The following is a 19,488-nucleotide window of genomic DNA, read 5'->3' as shown; positions in this document are numbered from 1 at the left end:
TCAATGGATTTTGACGCCCTATTCAATGCCCAGTTGACCCAATTGAAAGATGAGGGAAACTATCGATACTTCGCCGAACTTGAGCGCAATTGCGGCAAGTTTCCAAGGGCGGCCAATCATACCGACGAAGGTGTGCGGGATGTCACCGTTTGGTGTTCCAACGATTATCTGGGCATGGGTCAGCACCCAAAAGTGATCGAAGCCATGTGCGAAGCGGTCGAGCGTACAGGCACAGGTGCGGGTGGCACGCGCAACATTTCGGGCACAAACCATGACCATCTGCTGCTGGAGCATGAATTGGCAGATCTGCATGGCAAGGAAGCGGCGCTGCTGTTTACCTCGGGCTATGTGTCGAACTGGGCGGCACTTTCGACTTTGGGCAGTCGTTTGGAAAACTGCGTGATCTTGTCGGACGCGGGCAATCACGCGTCGATGATCGAAGGGATCCGCCACAGCCGGGCGCAGAAAGTTATTTGGAAGCATAACGACGTGCATGACTTGGAAATGAAGTTGCGTTGCTTGCCAGCGGACGTGCCCAAGATCGTAGCCTTTGAAAGCGTCTATTCCATGGATGGCGACATTGCCCCGATCAAGGAAATCGTCGAAGTGGCCGAAAAATATGGTGCGATGACCTATCTGGATGAGGTGCACGCTGTCGGCATGTACGGCCCTCGTGGTGGCGGTGTGAGTGAGCGCGAAGGTATCGCAGACCGGATCACCCTGATCGAAGGCACCTTGGGCAAAGCCTATGGCGTTGTTGGTGGCTACATCACGGGTTCAGCGGCGCTTTGCGATTTTATCCGTAGTTTTGCGTCTGGTTTTATCTTCACGACAGCTTTGCCGCCTGCCGTTGCAGCAGCAGCGCGAACATCAATTGCCTATCTCAAAAACTCTGAGTTTGAGCGCGTGCAACAAAAGCGTCAGGTCGCGCGCATGCGTGCCGCATTGGATCGCGAAGGTATTCCCCACATGGAAAACGACAGCCACATCATTCCGGTGATGATTGGCGATCCGGTCAAGACTCGGATGTTGGCGGATTATTTGATGCGTGAATGGGATATTTATGTGCAGCCGATCAATTATCCGACGGTTCCCAAAGGAACAGAGCGGTTGCGGTTTACGCCGTCACCTTTGCACACAGACGCTGATATTGACCATCTTATCAATGCTTTAAGGGTTTTGTGGAAGCAATGCGCCCTTGCGCATGCGGTGGCATAGCGCTTATCACGCAATCTTTTGCATGCAGGGGTGGACCGTCCCGGCTGTTGCGTTACATTACAGTTTGACTGGGGCAAACGGTCACAGAACTAGATCGAAGAGGAATACGATCATGAAAAAGTTTACAATCGCAGCTGCACTCGCAGTTCTCTCTGCTCCTGCATTCGCAGACGGCCATGCCGCCACCGTTGGTGACGTCGCCTCTGGTGAAGAGCAATTTAACCGCCAATGCGTGGCATGCCATGTTATCGCAGACGCATCCGGTGAAGTACTTGCTGGCCGCAATGCCCGCACAGGCCCGAACCTTTATGGCCTTGCTGGCCGCACCATGGGTTCTGTTGAAGATTTCCGTTACAGCGATGCGCTGATTGAGTTGGGCGAAGCAGAAACTGTTTGGACAGAAGAAGCTTTCGTTGGTTACGTTCAGGACCCAACAGGTTGGCTGCGCGAGACGCTTGATAACCGTCGTGCGCGTGGCAAGATGGCCTATCAGGTCCGCCAAGAAGAGCAGGCTTTTGATTTGTACGCATACATCGCGACATTCGGTGCTGAGGAAGAAGCAGCAGAAGAGGACGCAACAGCGACCAACTAATCTGCTTTTTACCATCGTATTCAGGCCGTCAGAGGAAACTCTGGCGGCCTTTTACGTTTTAAGGATCAGATGAGCGATCGCCAAAGGATCTTCTTCATGGGCCAGATGCCCTAACCCGGATAATTCAGTAAGCGTTGCATGCGGAAGAATTTGTACCGCATCGCGGCTGACCTGCGGCGGAACAGCTTTGTCGCCCAAGCCGGTGATCAGATGAACGGGAATATCAATCTGGGCTAAACGCAAAAGCAGCCCATCCAATGACCACTGCGCCATCATAGACAAAGTCGCATCAACATGACCTTTGTCGGTCGCAAGCCTGTAATAAAGCTCTAATCCATCCTGCTCTAGATGAGAGCCGGTGCCTTGAACCAGATTGCGCACGCTGCTGCGTGTTGTTGTGCTTGCAAAAACGCCCGCACTGAAAGGTGTTGCCGCAAGCGCCTTTGCCATCATCGGAAACAGCCACCCTGCCACGCCTTTGAAATTGCCAAGGGCTGCATTGATCCCGACAATCCGCCCTGTGGGGCGCATCCCCAGTTCCCACATCCGAAGGGCGATGGCTGCACCCGCCGAATGACCAACAACAATGTCTGGCGTCCAGCCTTGGTTGCGGCACAGGGCAAGAAGATCCTCTGACATATGATCCAAACCACACCGCTGTTGTGCACCCAGTTGTGTAAACCCCTGACCGGGCAAATCGACTGCCACAACCCTGTGCGTTTGGGCCAGAATAGGAAACAGACCCCGAAAGCTTTGTGTGCCACCGCCCGCACCGTGAATCAGCAGGATCAAAGGACCTTCACCATGTTCCTGAATGTGCCAACGATGCGGCCGATGCAGAACTTGGCGAGAATAATCAGTAAGAGGCCAACCCTTGGCGTCATCGGGCCAACGCATCAGTCGCCCAACGCTGTCGCGACGGATTTCGAAAGCCGTTCAGCATCGGCGCGTGGCAGCGGCAGATAGGCCGCATCCATCGTTTGCGCAAGATTGCGTAGTGCCGGTTCCGGCCGGTTGCCTGTGTCGATAACAATCGCATCGGTGCCATGTGCGCGCAACACCCGGGCAATTTGCTGTGCGTCAGTTGCGGCCTGTTTGCGATCTGCTTTGCCATCCAGCGCAATATTTGCACGGCCGTCTGTCAGGATTGCAATCGTGGGCGTCAATCCGCGTCGCGTCGCTTGGATTGCTTGTTCGAATGCTGTCATCATACCAGCGGCCAATGGTGTACCACCGCCCCCAGGCAATCCGGCCAACCGCCGTTTTGTTTGCACAAGTGAACGCGTCGGCGGCAACAACAGCTCTGCATCAGTGCCGCGGAATGCCACCAAGGCAACGTGATCGCGGCGGGCATAGGCTTGGGCCAACAGCAGCTCGACAGCGCCTTTGGCCTCAGCCAAACGTGTCAGCGCAGAAGACCCTGATGCATCGACCGTAAAGATCAACAGCCGGTCGGATTTTTCTTCAAACCGTTTGATCCGAATATCGGCAGGTCTGATCTGCAGTCCGGCGCGCCCCGTCGCATTGCGTCTGATCGTTTGCCAAGGGGCTGCTGCACGCAGTGTCCCAATAATATCAATGCGCGCGCCATCGCTGATCCGTCCGGCCCGCGATGGCAGCGGTCTACCGCGTCTGTTGCCTTTATGCGCCGCACCAGTGCCATTGCCGCGTCCGGCGCGCGCCTTTTGGGCAGTGAGTTGGTCAAGCAGGTTATCTGGCAATAGCGCACGTACCGCATCCAAAAGCAGCTCATCCGGCAGGTCAAAGCTTTCTTCTGTATTGTTTTGGCTCTCTTGATCGGGGGGTGGCGCGGGCGGCTCTTCCCCGGTTTCGGGTTCCGGCATCCGCGTTGCGCGATGGGCCAGGGTCAGCGCGCAGGCGATTTCAAGGTCCTCGACGATGACGGTGCCCCGACCGTTAAGCGCGGCATGCGCCCGCGCGGTGCGGATAGCAAACATGGGTGCCCGCATACTGTCGATCCCAAGATTATCTGCAATGCGGGCTATTTGCGCAGTGATGTCGCCCGACATTGTGACAGCGCGAGGCGCGATAGCGTTTTTATTGGTGATAACCGCGTCGGTCAGATCGGCTAAGCAGCAGTCCGACAAATCCACATGAAACGCCAGCCGTTCCGCCAGTTTAGGGTTCAGGCATTCGTCGGGTTCGGCCCCTTCGTCCAAAGCCACCAGAGTGTGGTTTTTCCCTTTATCCAAAGCCACAGCCAATCGTGCAGCAAGCCCAGTCGTCGCCCGTTCTGCCATCGCCAGAATAAGGGTGCCGGGGGTTGCCAATAATCCCTGTTCTTGCACCAGATGACCGCTTGCCAGTGTCGCTGACAGGTCCAACCCGCCAAAAAGGGCTTCATCAGAAATCGCTGGATGTAGGCGCCTTGCATCGGGATCAACCATTGCCATCAACCGGTCACGCACCGGACCGACACGTGCGCGGATGCAAATACCGCCAAGCCCCGGATCAATCCGCAGCAGTTGCAGCGCCAGCGTTGCATGGGTCCAGCTTTGATTAGCCAAGGACTTCTTCCACGGTACGGGCAACGCGTGTACCGCTGCCTGCCTCATCCAGTGGATCGCGGCGCAGGCGGTGACGTAGGGCCATCGGGGCCACTTCGCGCACATGCGCACGGGTCAACGCGGTGTCATCGCGCCATGCGGCATAGGCGCGGGCGGCTTTTAGCAAGGTCAATTCGCCGCGCAAACCGTCAGAGCCGAGCGCGAGGCACAATTCAGCGACGTCGATCAGTGTCTTTTCAGGCGTTTTCAGCTTTGTCAGAGACTTTCTTGCTTTCAGAATACGATCGCGGATAGCAGCATCTTCGGCCTGCCAACGCAACATGAAGGCGGCATTGTCATTCTCAAAGGCATCGCGGCGTTTGATCACTTCGACCCGGGTGTCGATCTCTTTGGGGGACGCAACTTCGACGGACAGACCAAAGCGGTCCAATAGTTGCGGGCGCAATTCGCCTTCTTCTGGGTTACCGGAGCCAACAAGCACAAATCGCGCAGGATGACGGATCGACAGGCCCTCGCGCTCGACCACATTTTCACCTGATTGGGCAACGTCAAGCAGCAGATCAACGATATGATCCTCAAGCAGGTTCACCTCGTCGATATAAAGATAGCCACGGTTCGCGCGGGCCAACAGACCCGGCTGAAACGCCTTTTCGCCCTTGGTTAGCGCCTTTTCGATATCAAGCGCGCCGGTCACTCGGTCTTCGGTCGCGCCCAAGGGCAGATCGACAACAGGCGTCGGCATGTCCTGTGCGCGCTTGGTCGAAACCTGCGCCCAGTCCGGCACGTCCTTCGCCTTGGCGCTATTGATTGGGCAGCCTTTGATCGCCTTGATTGGCGGCAACAATGCAGCCAACGCACGCACCGCTGTTGATTTTCCTGTTCCGCGGTCACCAAACACCAGAACGCCGCCGATACTGGCGTCGATTGCGGTAAGGATCATCGCTTGCTTCATCTCGTCCTGGCCGACGATGGCGGAGAATGGAAAAGGGTGCATCTAGGTTGCCTCGAGTTTGGCTAAAGGTGAGGTGCCGTTCCAGGTGCCCCGGTCAGAGTGGACTGCGAAACGGGCATAAAGTTCTTCGCGAAACCAGCCTTCATCGCGCACAGCGCGAATGGCGTCCGCATGGGGCCCAGTGCGGGCGAACCCGGCCATCGCTTTTTCAGATGGCCAGATGGAAAAGGTGATTTGGTGCAGCATTGGCACTTCGCCAATGCCGATCTTAAAGGCGACGTTGGGGTCTTTGCCGATCATCTGCGATATATTTGGGACGCGACCCCAGAACCGGGTCAGGATGCTGGGTTTGATCGTGGCACGCGTCAGTGCCGCAAGCGGGCCGGATGTTTCGGCCGTTGTAGGTTTGAACGGGGATTGCCCAGACCATTCGCCGCGCGCGGTCTGCGTTTGCAGGAATACGGTCCAGTTTTCGGCTGCGCGTTTTTGATAAGTGGCAAAAATGCCTGTTTGCGTTCGTTTGTGTGCAGTTTCCGCATTTGGCCAGGTGGCAAGGATCGCATAGACGGCAGTGTTGGGGACAGGGGTGAACCCTTCGCCCGTGCCTGATCCACACAGCTTCCAAAATCCGATGTCGGGGGTGCGGGATAACGGCAGTCGTGCGCCGCCCATCATCGTCAACGCCCACGCGCGGGCAAGCGGCCCGGCGAAGCGGAAGAAAGACAGGCTGACGGTTTGAGTCACGTGTAGGACCTCGTGGTCGTGTCAATTTATCCTGACATATTGGCCCTGACTTGGGAAGATGTTGACATAAGAATTGTCAACTTGGCGTTACACTACTACTGTGAGGCTATGATTACAGCTGAACCAAGTGATTCAAATGCAGCAATTGTCATCGGTGCGGGGCTTGGCGGCCTCGCGGCGGCGATGCGTTTAGGTGCAAAAGGCTATGCCGTGACGGTGTTGGACCGCCTGGATCAGCCCGGTGGCCGGGGGTCATCCGTCACGCAAGATGGGCATCGATTCGACCTTGGTCCAACGATTATTACCGTACCCCAAGTGTACGAGGATTTATGGGCCGCCTGTGGGCGCGACTTCCACAAAGACATCGACCTGCGCCCTATGGATCCATTTTATGAGGTCCGCTGGCAGGATGGGTCTACCTTTACGGCCCGTCAGGATACAGATGCGATGCTTGCCGAGGTTGCGCGGCTTAGCCCGCGTGATGTCAAAGGATACAAGCGGTTCTTGAAGGACAGTGAAGCCCGGTACGTTGTGGGATTTGAAGGCATGGTGGCCAAACCGATGCACCGCCTTTGGGAAACCATCAAGGTGTTGCCGCAGTTTGCGATGCTGCGCGCGGATCGGTCGATCCTTGGGCTGGCCAAGGCACGGGTGAAAGACCCCCGATTGCGTATGGCGCTATCATTTCATCCGCTTTTTATCGGTGGTGACCCGATGCATGTGACATCAATGTATGCGCTTGTGGCCTACCTTGAAAAGGAATTTGGTGTGCATTACGCGATGGGCGGGGTGCAGCAGATTGCCAAGGCGATGACCGATGTGATCTGGTCCCAAGGCGGTCAGCTGCGGCAGGGCGTTGAAGTTGACGAGATCCTGATCGAAGAGGGCGCTGCGAAGGGCGTTAAACTGACGAATTCAGACACTATTCATGCTGACCTTGTCGTCAGCAATGCGGATGCAGGCCATACCTATCAGCGTCTGTTGCGCAATCAGCCACGCAAACGATGGACCGACAAGAAACTGAAATCCCGCCGTTGGTCGATGGGCTTGTTTGTCTGGTATTTCGGCACCAAAGGCACCGCAAAGATGTGGCCGGATGTGGGCCATCATACCATCAGCAATGCACCCCGTTATGAGGGATTGCTGCGGGATATCTTCATCAAGGGCAAACTGTCTGACGACATGAGCCTGTATATTCACCGTCCGTCAAAAACGGACCCAAGTGTTGCACCTGCGGGTGACGATACGTTTTATGTCCTGTCCCCTGTACCGCATTTGGGTTTCGACAACGCGGTGGATTGGGACAAGGAACTTGAAAGCTACAAGGCCAAGGTGCAGGCCGAAGTCGATAAGCATTTGCCGGGCTTTGCTGATCACATCAGTACCGAAATGGTCCTGACGCCTGAAGATTTCCGCGACAGATACTTATCGCCCAACGGATCGGGCTTTTCGATTGAACCACGCATTCTGCAATCCGCATGGTTCCGGCCTCATAACGTGAGCGAAGAGGCCAAGGGCCTTTATCTGGTGGGCGCTGGCACGCATCCCGGCGCGGGTGTCCCCGGTGTTATTTCAAGCGCAGAAGTATTGGCCAAGATGGTGCCGGATGCGCCTGTCATGCCTGAATTGAAAGTCGCCGCCGAATGATCCGCCCCGCTGACCTTGAACATTGCCGCGAGGCGATCCGGCATGGATCACTGTCGTTTCATGCGGCAAGCAAATTGTTACCTCCCAAGGTCCGTGATCCTGCGCTTGCGCTTTATGCTTTTTGCCGCTTGGCGGATGACGAGGTTGATGAGGGCGATCATCAGGCCAGCGCTGTCCTTCGCCTGCAAGAGAGGTTGGATGCGGCTTATGCCGGCGCGCCCAAGAACGCGCCCGAAGATCGCGCTTTTGCTGCGATTATCGAAGAATTTGATATGCCGCGGGCGTTGCCAGAGGCCTTGTTAGAAGGTCTTGCCTGGGACGCAGCGGAACATCGCTATGACACTTTGAGCGGTGTAAGAGACTATTCTGCCCGCGTTGCCAGCGCTGTGGGTGCGATGATGTGCGTGCTGATGCGCGTCCGTGATCCTGACGCTTTGGCGCGTGCTTGTGATCTTGGCGTGGCGATGCAGTTGACGAATATCGCGCGTGATGTGGGCGAAGATGCCCGAATGGGCCGGATATACCTGCCACTGGATTGGTTGGCTGAAGCAGGGATTGATCCCATCAACTTTGTGCGTGAACCGCTGCCGTCCCAAGATGTGCGGCGTATGGTGAAACGATTGCTGGCAGAAGCGAACCGGCTTTACCTGCGATCTGAGGCTGGCATTGACGTGTTGCCTTTGCAGACGCGTACCGGGATTTGGGCCGCCCGTTTGATCTATGCTGGCATCGGCAAACAACTGCGTCGCCAAGGATATGATAGCATTTCAATGCGCGCGCGCACCACAGGCCGTCAGAAATTGGGCTGGTTGATGCAGGCCAGTGGGCGCACAGCGACGTCATTGATTATGCCAAAATCAGCGGTAATCTATGCCAAACCACTGCCAGAAGTGGCTTTTCTGGTCGATGCGGCCAGCCGGATCAAACCGGAACATGGGCGTTCAACCTCAGTCTTGGAAATTCTTGCTGAACTGAAAGCCCGCGAAGCAGGCATTGGAACTGACCGCCCGATGGCCTAGGTGTAGCGGGATCCTTGAAAGGGGCCTGCTATGGATATCTTTCTTTTCTGCCTATTTCTTGCGGCGACCTTTGGTGCAGGTGCGACCGGCGCGCTTTTCCCGACGGGTGAGTGGTACAAGAGCCTGAATAAACCAACATGGGTCCCGCCAGATTGGGTTTTTCCTGTGGCATGGACGTCAATCTATCTGCTGATCGCTTTCGCGGGCGCGCGTGTCGCTGTTTTGGACGGTAACGCTTACGCTATGGCGTTCTGGGGTCTGCAAATCGCGTTCAATACATTGTGGACACCGGTGTTTTTTGGGCTGCGTCATCTGAAAGCGTCTTTGCCCGTGATGGCCTGCCTGTGGTTGGCGGTTGCAGGCGCGACGATCACGCATTTCCAGTTGGATTTCTGGGCGGGATTGGCCTTTGTGCCTTATCTGGCATGGGTGACCGTTGCAGCGGCTTTGAACCTTGCCATGTTTCGCCTGAACCCTGACCAAAAGCCGTTGCAGTTGCAGAACCTTTAACACCCCTTGAACGTCCCCCCATTCGGTGAAACCATTGGGGATGGAAACGCATTTCAAATCATGGGCCGATGTGGCCCCCCGATTGGTGGCCGTTGCTGCCGGGCGCGAAAAGGCCGATTTGGTCATTCGCGGTGGCAAGCTGGTCAATGTGCAAACCCGTGAAATTCTGGATGGCTGGCAGGTGGCCGTGGCTGAAGGGCGCTTTGCCTATGTTGGCCCTGATGCGTCGCACTGTATTGGTGACGACACGCAGGTGATCGAGGCCGAAGGCCGCTATCTGATCCCCGGTCTATGCGATGGTCATATGCACATCGAAAGCGGTATGCTGACACCCGCAGAATTCGCTGCCGCTGTGATCCCGCATGGCACAACGACAATGTTCACCGACCCGCATGAGATCGCGAATGTGCTGGGTTTGCGCGGTGTACGCATGATGCATGACGAAGCCCTGATGCAGCCCGTGAATATCTACACCCAAATGCCATCCTGTGCGCCTTCTGCGCCCGGTTTGGAGACAACCGGGTTTGAAATTTCCGCCGCGGATGTGGCCGAGGCGATGGCGTGGCCAGGCATCATCGGGCTGGGCGAGATGATGAATTTCCCCGGTGTGATTAATGGCGACCCCCAAATGCTGGCCGAAATGGCGGCGACGATGAACGCGGGTAAAACCGTTGGTGGGCATTATGCGTCGCCTGACAAGGGCGTTGCGTTTTCGGCCTATGTCGCAGGGGGTGCGGCTGACGATCATGAAGGCACGTCCGAAGCGGATGCAATCGCCCGCGTCCGCAATGGTATGCGGTCGATGATGCGCCTTGGGTCGGCGTGGTATGATGTGGAAAGCCAGATTACGGCGGTGACAGAAAAGGGTCTTGATCCGCGTAACTTCATTCTGTGTACGGATGATTGCATGGCAGGCACGCTGGTCAATGACGGACACATGAACCGCGTTTTGCGCCATGCGATTGCCTGCGGGTGTGATCCGGTGATCGCCTTGCAAATGGCAACGATCAACACAGCCACGCATTTTGGGCTGGAACGCGAGATTGGATCAATTGCGCCGGGGCGCCGCGCGGATGTGATCCTGACCTCTGATTTGACGACGCTGCCGATTGAGGACGTCATCGCACGCGGGCGGACCGTCGCGCGGGATGGCAAGATCACAGTGGAGTGTCCGCATTATACTTGGCCCGATGATGCACGGAAAACTGTGCATATGGGAAAGGTGTTGGGACCGTCCGACTTTGCGATTCAGGCACCTGAAGGCAAGAACAAGGTCAAAGCCAAGGTCATCGGTGTGGTTGAAAACCAAGCGCCGACCGAGGCTTTGACAGCCGAACTGCCTGTAGTGGACGGCTTGGTTGAAGGCGAAGGTGACACCTATCAAATTGCCCTTGTTGAGCGACACCAAGGCACGGGGAAGGTCGTGAATGGTTTTGTGTCCGGGTTCGGATACACTGGCAAAATGGCCATGGCTTCAACCGTTGCCCATGACAGTCACCATATGATTGTTGTGGGAACCGACCGCGCGATGATGGCTGCAGCAGGGAACAGGCTAGGCGATGTCGGTGGCGGCGTCACCGTTTGGAAAGACGGCAAGGAACTGGCACTTGTTGAACTGCCGATTGCCGGGCTTATGTCTGACAGCCCCGCGGCAGAAGTGGCTGCCAAAGCAGATCAGATGGTCGCAGCCATGGCCGCCTGTGGCTGCACATTGAACAACGCCTATATGCAGCATTCGCTGCTGGCGCTTGTCGTTATCCCATCGCTCAGGATCTCTGATTTGGGCTTGGTTGATGTCGATAAGTTTGAAATTACTGATATATTTGAGGAAAATGCATGAACGTCGCACATAAAGTGACAATCCGGACACCCGATGTCCCACAACCTGAAAGCTTCACCGACGCCAAGAAAGCCGTCGCGCGGTTACAAGAGCTTTACAACACGGCGGTCCAATTCCTGTCCGAGAATTTTTCGACTGCACTTGCCAACGGCCAGCCGGAAACCCGGGTGCGCGCTTACTATCCGGAAATTCGCCTGACGACGACAACCTATGCCAAAACAGATACCCGCCTGTCCTTTGGCCATGTTGCTGAACCCGGGGTCTATGCCACGACAATCACACGGCCTGATCTGTTTGCAGCATATCTGGAACAGCAGATTGGGCTGTTGATCGAAAGCCATGGTGTGCCTGTTGTGATCGGCGCATCCAGCACCGAAATGCCGGTGCATTTTGCGGCGGCCAATGATCCGGGGCTGACGGTGCCGCATGACGGATCAATGGAATTCAACCTGCGCGACAACTTTGATGTGCCTGACCTAAGCACCACGCACGACAATATTGTAAATGGTGAGGCGTTTACCTACCCCGATGGTGCGCGGCCCTTGGCGCCCTTTACCGCACAACGCATTGATTATTCACTGGCGCGTTTGGCACATTATACTGCAACTGCGGCAGAGCATTTCCAAAACCATGTGCTGTTTACCAACTATCAGTTCTACGTAGAAGAGTTTGAGGCTTACGCCCGCCACATGCTGGCTGATCCGGAAAGCGGCTACACCAGTTTTGTCAGTACTGGGAATGTTGAGATCACGGATGCAGATGCACCACTGCCCTTACCCGGCAAGTTGCCGCAAATGCCGACCTATCACCTGAAACGTGCCAACGGCAGTGGGATCACTTTGGTGAATATCGGGGTGGGCCCGTCGAACGCAAAGACCGCAACAGACCATATTGCAGTTTTGCGTCCTCATGCCTGGTTGATGGTCGGCCACTGCGCTGGGCTGCGCAATTCGCAACGGCTGGGGGATTTCGTTCTGGCGCATGCGTATCTGCGTGAAGATCACGTTTTGGATGACGATCTGCCCGTCTGGGTGCCGATCCCTGCTTTGGCAGAAATCCAGATTGCGCTGGAAACGGCTGTGGCTGATGTGACAGAGCTTGAAGGGTATGAGCTTAAACGGATCATGCGGACCGGTACGGTTGCCACGATCGACAACCGCAACTGGGAATTGCGCGAACAGGCAGGGCCGGTGCAGCGCCTGTCACAATCGCGGGCCATTGCGCTGGATATGGAAAGTGCCACGATTGCAGCGAATGGTTTCCGGTTCCGTGTGCCTTACGGAACGCTTCTTTGTGTCAGCGATAAGCCGCTGCATGGTGAGTTGAAACTACCCGGCATGGCCTCAAATTTCTATAAAACCCAAGTAGCGGCGCATCTGATGATCGGCATTCGGGCCATGGAACGCTTGCGCGAAATGCCACTGGAACGCATTCATAGCCGGAAATTACGTAGTTTTGAAGAGACAGCCTTCCTCTGATCGGCCAAAAAATGCAAAAACAGCACTTTTTCCCTTGTAAACCTACACTAATCGTTGTGGTTTCACACAACATACCGTTAGATGTGCGGGTAACAGGCCCTACTGCTGGGGCAAATTGAGGGAGACCAGATTGATGGCTACAAAACCAATGACAAAAGCGCAGCTCGTAACTGCACTGGCCGAAGAAACAGGCATGGATAAAAAAGCTGCGGGTTCCGCGCTTGACGCCGTGACTGGTATCATCACCAAAGAAGTATCCGGCGGCGGCGCTGTGACACTTCCTGGCGTCGGCAAAATCTACTGCCGCGAGCGCCCAGAGCGTATGGTCCGCAACCCAGCCACGGGTGAGCAGATCAAGAAAGACGCGGATAAGGTTGTCAAAATGACAATCGCCAAAGCGCTGAAAGACAGCGTAAACGGCTAAGTCGTTCGGCCTTTTTGGCTGACGTGAGATTTTGAAAGGGTCGCTCGAAAGGGCGGCCCTTTTTGGTGAAGGGCAGATTTGACCGCAAACTGGCCATTGCTACGGGTTGTGCGAATACCGGCGATGTGAAATGCGTGCGCTGAAACAAGCTTCGGAGAAGTAACTTGGTTAGACTTCTTTTACTCGTCAGCTTTAGTATTCTGGCAAGTTGTAAATCGGATAACGAACGTTGTTTGGCTTTTGCATCAAGTGACGGATGGTCATCAGACGAAACACCTATAGATGGAACCGACTGGGCATTTTCATTTAGCTCTATCTTAGGTCTGGAGCATGGCCAGACACCGGTAGAGCTATGTACTCTTCTTCATGATTTCGAAGTTGAAATGACCTATGAACAAGTAGACTTTGATGACAGGCTACAGGGACTAATTGCGCCACGAAAGCTTACGTTTGATGGCGAAGCCGCTTGGCTTGGGTCGGGTGACACAGCCGAAACATCTGTTAGCACTTTCTTCTCGGCTCCTCCAAGCGGTTCTCAAATGCATTGGTTCAGTGTGTCGTATGTTTTTGATGCGCCAGATGGACAGCCGCAGCTGCGCAACGTCGTTGACAATGCCATCCGCCTTTTTGGGCCAGCGTCGGTGTCATCGACGCAGACGCAAGGCCGAAAGAGGTATCTTTGGGCGTTTGATGAAGGGACGCTTTTAACAGATATTCCAGCCGAAGGATGCGCGATGGACCAGCTTAGCCTGACTGACCTTGAGGCAGTGAAAGCTATTGAGAACCCCTGTGACGGCTTTATTGACCTGCGCGTTTTTCATCTGGAAGATGATGCCAAAAGTGTCGAGTCCATTATATTGCAGGTTGAGGATCGCAAACGTTTTGCTCAATCTGCTTTGATCGATGATTCAGCCGCAGCGGAACTTTCGGGAAGTCGTTGAGCTGCAAAACGTCGTTACAGTCTAGGACCTAAGACCGGACTTTAAATAGATAAGAATGAATGACTGCCATGTCCGCATAACTAATGTAAGGCACCCTGGAATGGTAAGGCCCACGTTCATGTCTTTTGTCATTCAATATTCCCAGTATGTCCGCTAGGTCAACTTGATGGACATCAAAGCAATCTTCATGGGCCTCGCGTTTGCCCTCATGTGGTCATCCGCTTTCACTTCTGCCCGTGTCATTGTTGAATATGCGCCACCGCTCAGTGCGCTGGCCCTGCGGTTTCTTATTTCTGGGCTGATTGGCGTTGCCATCGCATGGGCGCTGGGCCAATCGGCGCGGTTGTCGTGCAAACAGTGGCTGGGTGTTGTGATTTTTGGTGTTTGCCAGAATGCGCTTTATTTGGGTTTGAATTTTGTGGCGATGCAGACCATCCCGGCGTCTTTGGCGGCAATCATTGCGTCGACCATGCCGCTTTTGGTGGCGCTGGCAGGATGGATTGTCTTTGGCACCAAGGTTAAACCGCTAGGCATTATCGGGCTGATTGCCGGGCTGTTGGGTGTGGTCCTGATTATGGGCGCAAGGCTACAGGGTGGCGTTGATCTATATGGATTAACCCTGTGCGTGATTGGCGTCATCTCTTTGACCATCGCGACGCTGGCGGTATTGGGCGCATCATCGGGTGGCAATGTGCTGATGATCGTTGGCCTGCAAATGCTTGTGGGTAGCACATTACTATGGGTGCCAGCGTTAACGCTTGAGGTGTGGGACGTCACCTGGAACTGGCAGTTGGTCGTTGCATTTGTCTACACAACCCTGGTGTCCGGTTTGGCGGCAACTTTGGTTTGGTTTTTGCTGGTCGGGCGCATCGGGGCTGTGAAAGCATCAACCTTTCACTTTCTCAATCCATTCCTTGGGGTCGCCATTGCGGCGGCTTTGCTGGGCGAGTCGATTGGCGTTCTGGATGTGCTGGGTGTGGCAATTATCGCAGGTGGTATTCTGGCGGTACAATTGTCCAAACAGTAAGGTGGATCAGGATCCACCTTACCCGATCATCCCGCGGACCCCGCCAGTTTGGCCACGATCCAACAGTAGATGATCCAAAATAACGCAGGCCATCATCGCTTCACCCACAGGGACGGCCCGGATGCCGACACAAGGGTCGTGCCGCCCCTTTGTCACCACCTCTGTTGGGCTGCCATCCATGCGAATGGATTTGCGCGGCGACAGAATGGACGAGGTCGGCTTTACAGCAAAGCGGACCACTATATCCTGACCGGTGCTGATGCCGCCAAGGATGCCACCTGCGTGATTTGACGAATACTGTGGCCCATTTGGACCCATAAAAATCTCATCCGCGTTGTCGCGCCCTGTCAGGGCGGCGGCGGCCATGCCTTCGCCAATCTCGACACCTTTGACGGCGTTGATCGACATCATCGCAGCGCTTAAATCAGTGTCTAACTTAGCATAAACAGGTGCGCCAATACCTGCGGGTACGCCGCGCGCCACAACTTCGATGATCGCACCGACAGAGTTGTGATCGTCTTTGCGCAACCACGCCAGATAGTCGTTCCATTCGGCTGCTGCTTCTGCATCGGGGCAGAAGAAATCGTTTTGATCAATTTGGTCCCAGTCGACCTTCGCGGGATCGATCTGCTTGGTCCCCATCTGGGTCATATAGCCTTTAATCTGCACACCTGGCGCAATCGCCTTGATCGCCTCTCGTGCAACACCCCCCGCTGCGACACGCGAAGCCGTTTCCCGCGCCGAAGACCGCCCGCCGCCGCGCGGGTCGCGCAACCCGTATTTCTGATGATAGGTGATATCCGCATGGCCGGGCCGGAATGTGTTGATGATATCGCCATAGTCTTTTGATCGCTGGTCTGTATTTTCAATCATCAACTGAATTGGCGTTCCCGTTGTCTTACCTTCGTATACGCCGGACAAGATTTTTACTGCATCGGGTTCGTTCCGCTGGGTGGTATTTTTATTCAATCCGGGGCGGCGTTTGTCCATCCATTGCTGGATCATCGGCGCTTCCAGCAGCACGCCGGGGGGGCACCCGTCCACAGTGGCGCCCAAGGCAGGCCCATGGCTTTCGCCCCATGTGGTGAACCGGAACAGATGACCGAAGCTGTTGATCGACATGGAAATCCCCTTTGCCAGACGGGTCTAGCGGGGGTGACAATCAGGCTCAAGTGCTTTCCCTTGCGTCCTTGCGCAATCCATCTTAGCTAAGGTGTACCTCGGGGGGCCAACAACTGGCTGAGATGCAATTATGCGGACCCGTTGAACCTGAACCGGTTAAGACCGGCGGAGGGAAGGTTTAGCATCCCCGCTATCCCCCAATCCGCCCGTCGCATTTGGAGGATACGATGAAAAAAGCCACCTATCTGCCAGCTGTTGCGGGACTTGCCCTATGCGCCACAAGCGCATGGGCCGAAACCCCGGTGCTGCAAGTTCTGACCTACGACAGTTTTGTCACGGAATGGGGCCCTGGCCCTGCAATTGAAACGGCGTTTGAGGCTGAATGTGCTTGCGATCTGCAATTCGTAGGGGCTGGTGATGGCGCGGCCTTGCTAGCGCGCTTGCAGTTGGAGGGGCCACGCACGGATGCAGATATCGTGCTGGGTCTGGACACCAACCTGACCGCAGCTGCCCGTGAAACCGGGTTATTCGCGCCCCATGGTATCAATGCTGATCTGGATTTGCCCATTGAATGGACAGACGCTGATTTCTTGCCGTTTGATTGGGGTTACTTTGCCTTTGTGGGCAATGCAGGTGCAGATGCACCTCAGTCACTGCGTGCCCTTGCGGATAGCGATGCGCAAATCGTTATTCAGGACCCGCGCTCATCCACACCCGGTTTGGGTCTGCTGATGTGGGTCAAGACAGCTTATGGGGATGACGCCCCGGCGCTGTGGGCTGACCTGTCCGACAACATCGTTACCGTTACGTCTGGCTGGTCTGAAGCTTACGGGATGTTCCTTGAAGGCGAAGCAGATGCTGTTTTGTCCTACACCACATCACCGGCCTATCATCTGATCGCTGAAGAAGATGACAGCAAAGTTGCATGGGCCTTTGACGAAGGCCACTACATGCAGGTCGAGGTTGCGGGCAAAGTTGCAGGGACTGATCAACCTGAGCTGGCGGACAAATTCCTTGCCTTCATGGTATCTGAGGGGTTTCAAAGCGTGATCCCGACAACAAACTGGATGTACCCTGCTGTCACACCCGAAGGGGGCTTGCCTGAAGGGTTTGAAACCTTGGTGACGCCTGCAAAGTCCTTGTTGTTGTCACCCGAAGATGCCGCAGCAAAGCGTGACGTCGCGCTGGATGAATGGCGCACAGCGCTGTCCCGGTAACAGCACGTTGGCCGGACGCCCTTGCCGGGGTGTTGGTGCTTGTGTTGACCCTTGGCACGCTGGGCGCAGTTGCCTGGCGTGCTGAATGGGGCGACGGATTGGACCCTGCGGATTGGTCCGCAATCGGGTTTACGGTTATGCAGGCGCTTCTCTCTGCTTTTTTTAGCGTTATGTTGGCAATCCCTGTGGCCCGCGCCCTAGCGCGGCGACAGTTTTGGGGCCGACAATTGCTGATCACGCTATTAGGTGCGCCGTTTTTGTTGCCTGTCATCGTGGCCGTACTGGGGCTTCTCGCGATATTCGGGCGTGCCGGTCTGTTGAACACCGGATTGGCATGGCTGGGCATCGCGCCGATTTCAATCTTTGGCCTGCATGGTGTTGTGCTGGCTCATGTGTTCTTCAACATGCCGCTGGCGGTACGTTTCATTCTGCAAGGCTGGCTGTCTATCCCGGCGGAGCGGTTTCGCTTGGCCGCGTCGCTTAATGTTCCGATTTGGCGGGTGCTGGAACTGCCGATGTTGCGCGCAGTTGTGCCCAGCACATTCCTTGTCATATTCCTGCTTTGCCTGACGAGTTTTGCAGTGGCGCTAACGATGGGCGGCGGCCCGCGTGCAACAACGGTAGAGTTGGCTATCTATCAGGCAGTCCGCTTTGACTTTGATCTGGGTCGCGCGGCGCTGCTTGCCTGCATTCAATTTGTGCTTTGCGTTCTTGGTGCCGTCTTGGCATGGCGCGTAACCGGTAACGACCCGATTGGGACCGGGCTGGACCGTGTGGTACGGCGGTGGGATTTGGCGCGTCCCGGGGTCGATTATGGTGTGATCATATTGGCAGCCATTTTTCTGTTGTTGCCACTGGCGATGATCGTGCTGCGTGGACTACCCGAATTCTTCAATATGCCAGCCGCCATCTGGGCCGCAGCGTTTCGATCGGTGCTTGTGGCGCTGGGTTCGGCCCTATTGTGCGTACTGATGGCACTTGCGCTTGCCTTGCGAGGCGAGATGATGGTGTCGATCGTCGGGGTTATGCCACTTGCGGCGTCGGGTCTGGTTGTTGGAACGGGTGCATTTCTGTTGGTGTTTCCGTTCATCCGGCCTGCTGATGTTGCCCTGCTTGTAACGATGCTGGTGAATGCGACCTTGGCATTGCCATTTGCATTGCGGGCGTTGGCACCCGCAGTTGAACAGATCAAGCAAGACTATGGACGTTTGGCACTGTCCTTGGATATCGCCAAAGGATCGTGGGTGCGTTTAGTGATCTTGCCGCGCGTGCGCCGCCCATTGGGGTTTGCAGCTGGGCTGGCGGCCGCTTTATCCATGGGGGACCTTGGGGTTATTGCCTTATTCGCCGGGCAATCGGAAGAGACGCTGCCACTTGCGATGTATCGTTTGATGGGGGCTTACCGGATGGATTCGGCGGCGGGTGCAGCGCTTTTGCTGGTGGCGTTGAGTTTTACGCTCTTTTGGATATGCGACCGTTGGGGGCGGGCTGATGCTGACATGTGAAAATCTAATATTGCGGCAAGGGTCGTTTTCGCTGCGTGCTGATATCGCTTTTGATCCTGGCAAGGCTATTGCGCTGATTGGCCCGTCAGGGGCCGGTAAGTCAACATTATTGGCGGCGATTGCAGGGTTCTTGTCACCGGTGTCTGGTCGGTTACTTTGGCGTGACGCCGATCTGACAGACGCGGCACCGGGTGCGCGGCCTGTCAGTATGTTGTTTCAGGATAACAACCTGTTCCCGCATTTGTCCGCCGCGCAAAATGTCGGGTTGGGATTGCGGCCAGATTTACGGTTGAGTGCCCCGGATAAAGCCTCGGTCGCCACAGCATTGGCCGATGTGGGGCTGGATGGTTTTGGCGATCGCAAACCAAATGCTTTGTCGGGTGGTCAGCAAAGTCGGGTTGCGCTGGCGCGTGTTCTTGTCGCGGACCGGCCCGTTGTTTTATTAGATGAACCCTTTGCGGCCTTAGGGCCAGCGCTTAAAGACGAGATGCTGGATCTCGTGCAATCAAAGCTGGTCGCGGCAGGCAAGACGGTAATCATGGTGACCCATGATCCCGCAGATGCACGGCGTATTGCAGATATGGCAGCTTTAGTCACAGACGGTCAGGTCAGCGCACCCGTCGCAACAGATGTGTTGTTCAATGACCCACCCCCCGCATTGAAGGCTTATTTGGGGTAAGGTGAAACATGTTCCACCTTACATAACGCAAAAGGCCCGCCAATT

The 19,488-nt window shown here is 55.7% G+C and carries 18 protein-coding genes and 1 riboswitch; of the genes, 13 read left to right on the top strand and 5 right to left on the bottom strand.

Going from position 1 to position 19,488, the window contains the following annotated elements; translation table 11 throughout:
- Positions 1 to 3 precede the first annotated feature (3 nt).
- Together hemA and RCCS2_RS05955 are read left to right on the top strand one after the other, a co-directional pair.
- Positions 4 to 1,218: a 5-aminolevulinate synthase gene (gene hemA, locus RCCS2_RS05960; RefSeq protein WP_008232260.1), complete on the top strand. Its 1,215-nt coding sequence runs from the start codon at positions 4 to 6 to the stop codon at positions 1,216 to 1,218.
- 112 nt (positions 1,219 to 1,330) lie between these two features.
- Positions 1,331 to 1,810: a c-type cytochrome gene (locus RCCS2_RS05955; protein ID WP_008232257.1), complete on the top strand. Its 480-nt coding sequence runs from the start codon at positions 1,331 to 1,333 to the stop codon at positions 1,808 to 1,810.
- 51 nt (positions 1,811 to 1,861) lie between these two features.
- On the opposite strand, the gene bchO is transcribed toward RCCS2_RS05955, so the two are convergent.
- The 4 genes from bchO to crtA are packed head-to-tail and all read right to left on the bottom strand — an operon-like array spanning position 1,862 to position 6,034.
- A complete protein-coding gene (bchO, locus tag RCCS2_RS05950; protein WP_008232255.1) occupies positions 1,862 to 2,707 on the bottom strand; it encodes an alpha/beta fold hydrolase BchO in 846 nt (281 codons plus the stop codon).
- On the bottom strand, positions 2,707 to 4,338 hold the full coding sequence (locus RCCS2_RS05945; protein WP_008232253.1) for a magnesium chelatase subunit D: 1,632 nt from the start codon (positions 4,336 to 4,338) through the stop codon (positions 2,707 to 2,709). Before RCCS2_RS05945 ends, bchO begins: the two co-directional genes overlap by 1 nt.
- Entirely contained in the window at positions 4,331 to 5,332 is a 1,002-nt protein-coding gene (gene bchI, locus RCCS2_RS05940) for a magnesium chelatase ATPase subunit I (RefSeq protein ID WP_008232251.1), read from the bottom strand. Before bchI ends, RCCS2_RS05945 begins: the two co-directional genes overlap by 8 nt.
- Complete coding sequence (gene crtA / locus RCCS2_RS05935) at positions 5,333 to 6,034, bottom strand: spheroidene monooxygenase (protein ID WP_008232249.1); 702 nt, start codon at positions 6,032 to 6,034, stop codon at positions 5,333 to 5,335.
- A 108-nt stretch (positions 6,035 to 6,142) separates the two neighbouring features.
- Between crtA and RCCS2_RS05930 the strand changes: the two genes are divergently transcribed.
- The 8 genes from RCCS2_RS05930 (at position 6,143) to RCCS2_RS05895 (ending at position 14,920) form a co-directional block, all read left to right on the top strand.
- Positions 6,143 to 7,681, top strand: coding sequence for a phytoene desaturase (locus tag RCCS2_RS05930; RefSeq protein WP_008232246.1), 1,539 nt, complete (start codon positions 6,143 to 6,145; stop codon positions 7,679 to 7,681).
- Positions 7,678 to 8,700: a 15-cis-phytoene synthase gene (gene crtB / locus RCCS2_RS05925; protein WP_008232244.1), complete on the top strand. Its 1,023-nt coding sequence runs from the start codon at positions 7,678 to 7,680 to the stop codon at positions 8,698 to 8,700. The genes RCCS2_RS05930 and crtB overlap by 4 nt, the downstream gene beginning before the upstream one ends.
- A gap of 30 nt (positions 8,701 to 8,730) precedes the next feature.
- The gene (gene tspO / locus RCCS2_RS05920; RefSeq protein ID WP_008232243.1) at positions 8,731 to 9,210 is read left to right on the top strand and encodes a tryptophan-rich sensory protein TspO; all 480 of its coding nucleotides are present in this window, start codon (positions 8,731 to 8,733) and stop codon (positions 9,208 to 9,210) included.
- 40 nt (positions 9,211 to 9,250) lie between these two features.
- Entirely contained in the window at positions 9,251 to 11,050 is a 1,800-nt protein-coding gene (gene ade / locus RCCS2_RS05915) for an adenine deaminase (protein ID WP_008232241.1), read from the top strand.
- Entirely contained in the window at positions 11,047 to 12,528 is a 1,482-nt protein-coding gene (locus RCCS2_RS05910; RefSeq protein ID WP_008232239.1) for an AMP nucleosidase, read from the top strand. The genes ade and RCCS2_RS05910 overlap by 4 nt, the downstream gene beginning before the upstream one ends.
- Before the next feature lie 133 nt (positions 12,529 to 12,661).
- Positions 12,662 to 12,952 carry an HU family DNA-binding protein gene (locus tag RCCS2_RS05905; protein ID WP_037293262.1) on the top strand — a complete coding sequence of 97 codons (291 nt, stop codon included), beginning with the start codon at positions 12,662 to 12,664 and terminating at the stop codon, positions 12,950 to 12,952.
- Between the two features lie 164 nt (positions 12,953 to 13,116).
- Positions 13,117 to 13,893, top strand: a complete 777-nt coding sequence (locus RCCS2_RS18310; protein WP_156788435.1) for a hypothetical protein — start codon at positions 13,117 to 13,119, stop codon at positions 13,891 to 13,893.
- 166 nt (positions 13,894 to 14,059) lie between these two features.
- A complete protein-coding gene (locus RCCS2_RS05895; RefSeq protein ID WP_008232229.1) occupies positions 14,060 to 14,920 on the top strand; it encodes a DMT family transporter in 861 nt (286 codons plus the stop codon).
- 18 nt (positions 14,921 to 14,938) lie between these two features.
- On the opposite strand, the gene aroC is transcribed toward RCCS2_RS05895, so the two are convergent.
- On the bottom strand, positions 14,939 to 16,042 hold the full coding sequence (aroC, locus tag RCCS2_RS05890; RefSeq protein ID WP_008232228.1) for a chorismate synthase: 1,104 nt from the start codon (positions 16,040 to 16,042) through the stop codon (positions 14,939 to 14,941).
- 89 nt (positions 16,043 to 16,131) lie between these two features.
- Positions 16,132 to 16,233: riboswitch (TPP riboswitch) on the top strand.
- A gap of 36 nt (positions 16,234 to 16,269) precedes the next feature.
- On the opposite strand from aroC, the gene thiB reads away from it, so the two are divergent.
- Genes thiB through RCCS2_RS05875 form a run of 3 tightly spaced genes read left to right on the top strand, consistent with a single transcriptional unit; the run spans position 16,270 to position 19,443 of the window.
- Positions 16,270 to 17,259 carry a thiamine ABC transporter substrate binding subunit gene (thiB, locus tag RCCS2_RS05885; protein WP_008232227.1) on the top strand — a complete coding sequence of 330 codons (990 nt, stop codon included), beginning with the start codon at positions 16,270 to 16,272 and terminating at the stop codon, positions 17,257 to 17,259.
- A complete protein-coding gene (locus tag RCCS2_RS05880; RefSeq protein WP_008232226.1) occupies positions 17,235 to 18,764 on the top strand; it encodes a thiamine/thiamine pyrophosphate ABC transporter permease ThiP in 1,530 nt (509 codons plus the stop codon). The genes thiB and RCCS2_RS05880 overlap by 25 nt, the downstream gene beginning before the upstream one ends.
- Positions 18,751 to 19,443 (top strand): thiamine ABC transporter ATP-binding protein, encoded by a 693-nt coding sequence (locus RCCS2_RS05875; RefSeq protein WP_008232225.1) that lies wholly within the window; start codon positions 18,751 to 18,753, stop codon positions 19,441 to 19,443. Before RCCS2_RS05880 ends, RCCS2_RS05875 begins: the two co-directional genes overlap by 14 nt.
- Positions 19,444 to 19,488: the final 45 nt, after the last annotated feature.

Origin of the sequence: Roseobacter sp. CCS2 (genome assembly GCF_000169435.1) — a bacterium.
In the GTDB taxonomy this organism is placed as follows: domain Bacteria; phylum Pseudomonadota; class Alphaproteobacteria; order Rhodobacterales; family Rhodobacteraceae; genus Yoonia.
This window is presented reverse-complemented; position numbering and strand designations above follow the sequence as displayed.

What these genes read in the sequence shown, in the direction of transcription:
- RCCS2_RS05875 (WP_008232225.1), top strand. Translation starts at nt 18,751, where the DNA reads ATGCTGACATGTGAAAATCTAATATTGCGGCAAGGGTCGTTTTCGCTG.
- tspO (WP_008232243.1), top strand. Translation starts at nt 8,731, where the DNA reads ATGGATATCTTTCTTTTCTGCCTATTTCTTGCGGCGACCTTTGGTGCA.
- thiB (WP_008232227.1), top strand. Translation starts at nt 16,270, where the DNA reads ATGAAAAAAGCCACCTATCTGCCAGCTGTTGCGGGACTTGCCCTATGC.
- RCCS2_RS05905 (WP_037293262.1), top strand. Translation starts at nt 12,662, where the DNA reads ATGGCTACAAAACCAATGACAAAAGCGCAGCTCGTAACTGCACTGGCC.
- RCCS2_RS05880 (WP_008232226.1), top strand. Translation starts at nt 17,235, where the DNA reads ATGGCGCACAGCGCTGTCCCGGTAACAGCACGTTGGCCGGACGCCCTT.
- RCCS2_RS05895 (WP_008232229.1), top strand. Translation starts at nt 14,060, where the DNA reads ATGGACATCAAAGCAATCTTCATGGGCCTCGCGTTTGCCCTCATGTGG.
- bchI (WP_008232251.1), bottom strand. Translation starts at nt 5,332, where the DNA reads ATGCACCCTTTTCCATTCTCCGCCATCGTCGGCCAGGACGAGATGAAG.
- aroC (WP_008232228.1), bottom strand. Translation starts at nt 16,042, where the DNA reads ATGTCGATCAACAGCTTCGGTCATCTGTTCCGGTTCACCACATGGGGC.
- RCCS2_RS05955 (WP_008232257.1), top strand. Translation starts at nt 1,331, where the DNA reads ATGAAAAAGTTTACAATCGCAGCTGCACTCGCAGTTCTCTCTGCTCCT.
- RCCS2_RS05930 (WP_008232246.1), top strand. Translation starts at nt 6,143, where the DNA reads ATGATTACAGCTGAACCAAGTGATTCAAATGCAGCAATTGTCATCGGT.
- ade (WP_008232241.1), top strand. Translation starts at nt 9,251, where the DNA reads ATGGAAACGCATTTCAAATCATGGGCCGATGTGGCCCCCCGATTGGTG.
- bchO (WP_008232255.1), bottom strand. Translation starts at nt 2,707, where the DNA reads ATGCGTTGGCCCGATGACGCCAAGGGTTGGCCTCTTACTGATTATTCT.
- RCCS2_RS05910 (WP_008232239.1), top strand. Translation starts at nt 11,047, where the DNA reads ATGAACGTCGCACATAAAGTGACAATCCGGACACCCGATGTCCCACAA.
- crtB (WP_008232244.1), top strand. Translation starts at nt 7,678, where the DNA reads ATGATCCGCCCCGCTGACCTTGAACATTGCCGCGAGGCGATCCGGCAT.
- hemA (WP_008232260.1), top strand. Translation starts at nt 4, where the DNA reads ATGGATTTTGACGCCCTATTCAATGCCCAGTTGACCCAATTGAAAGAT.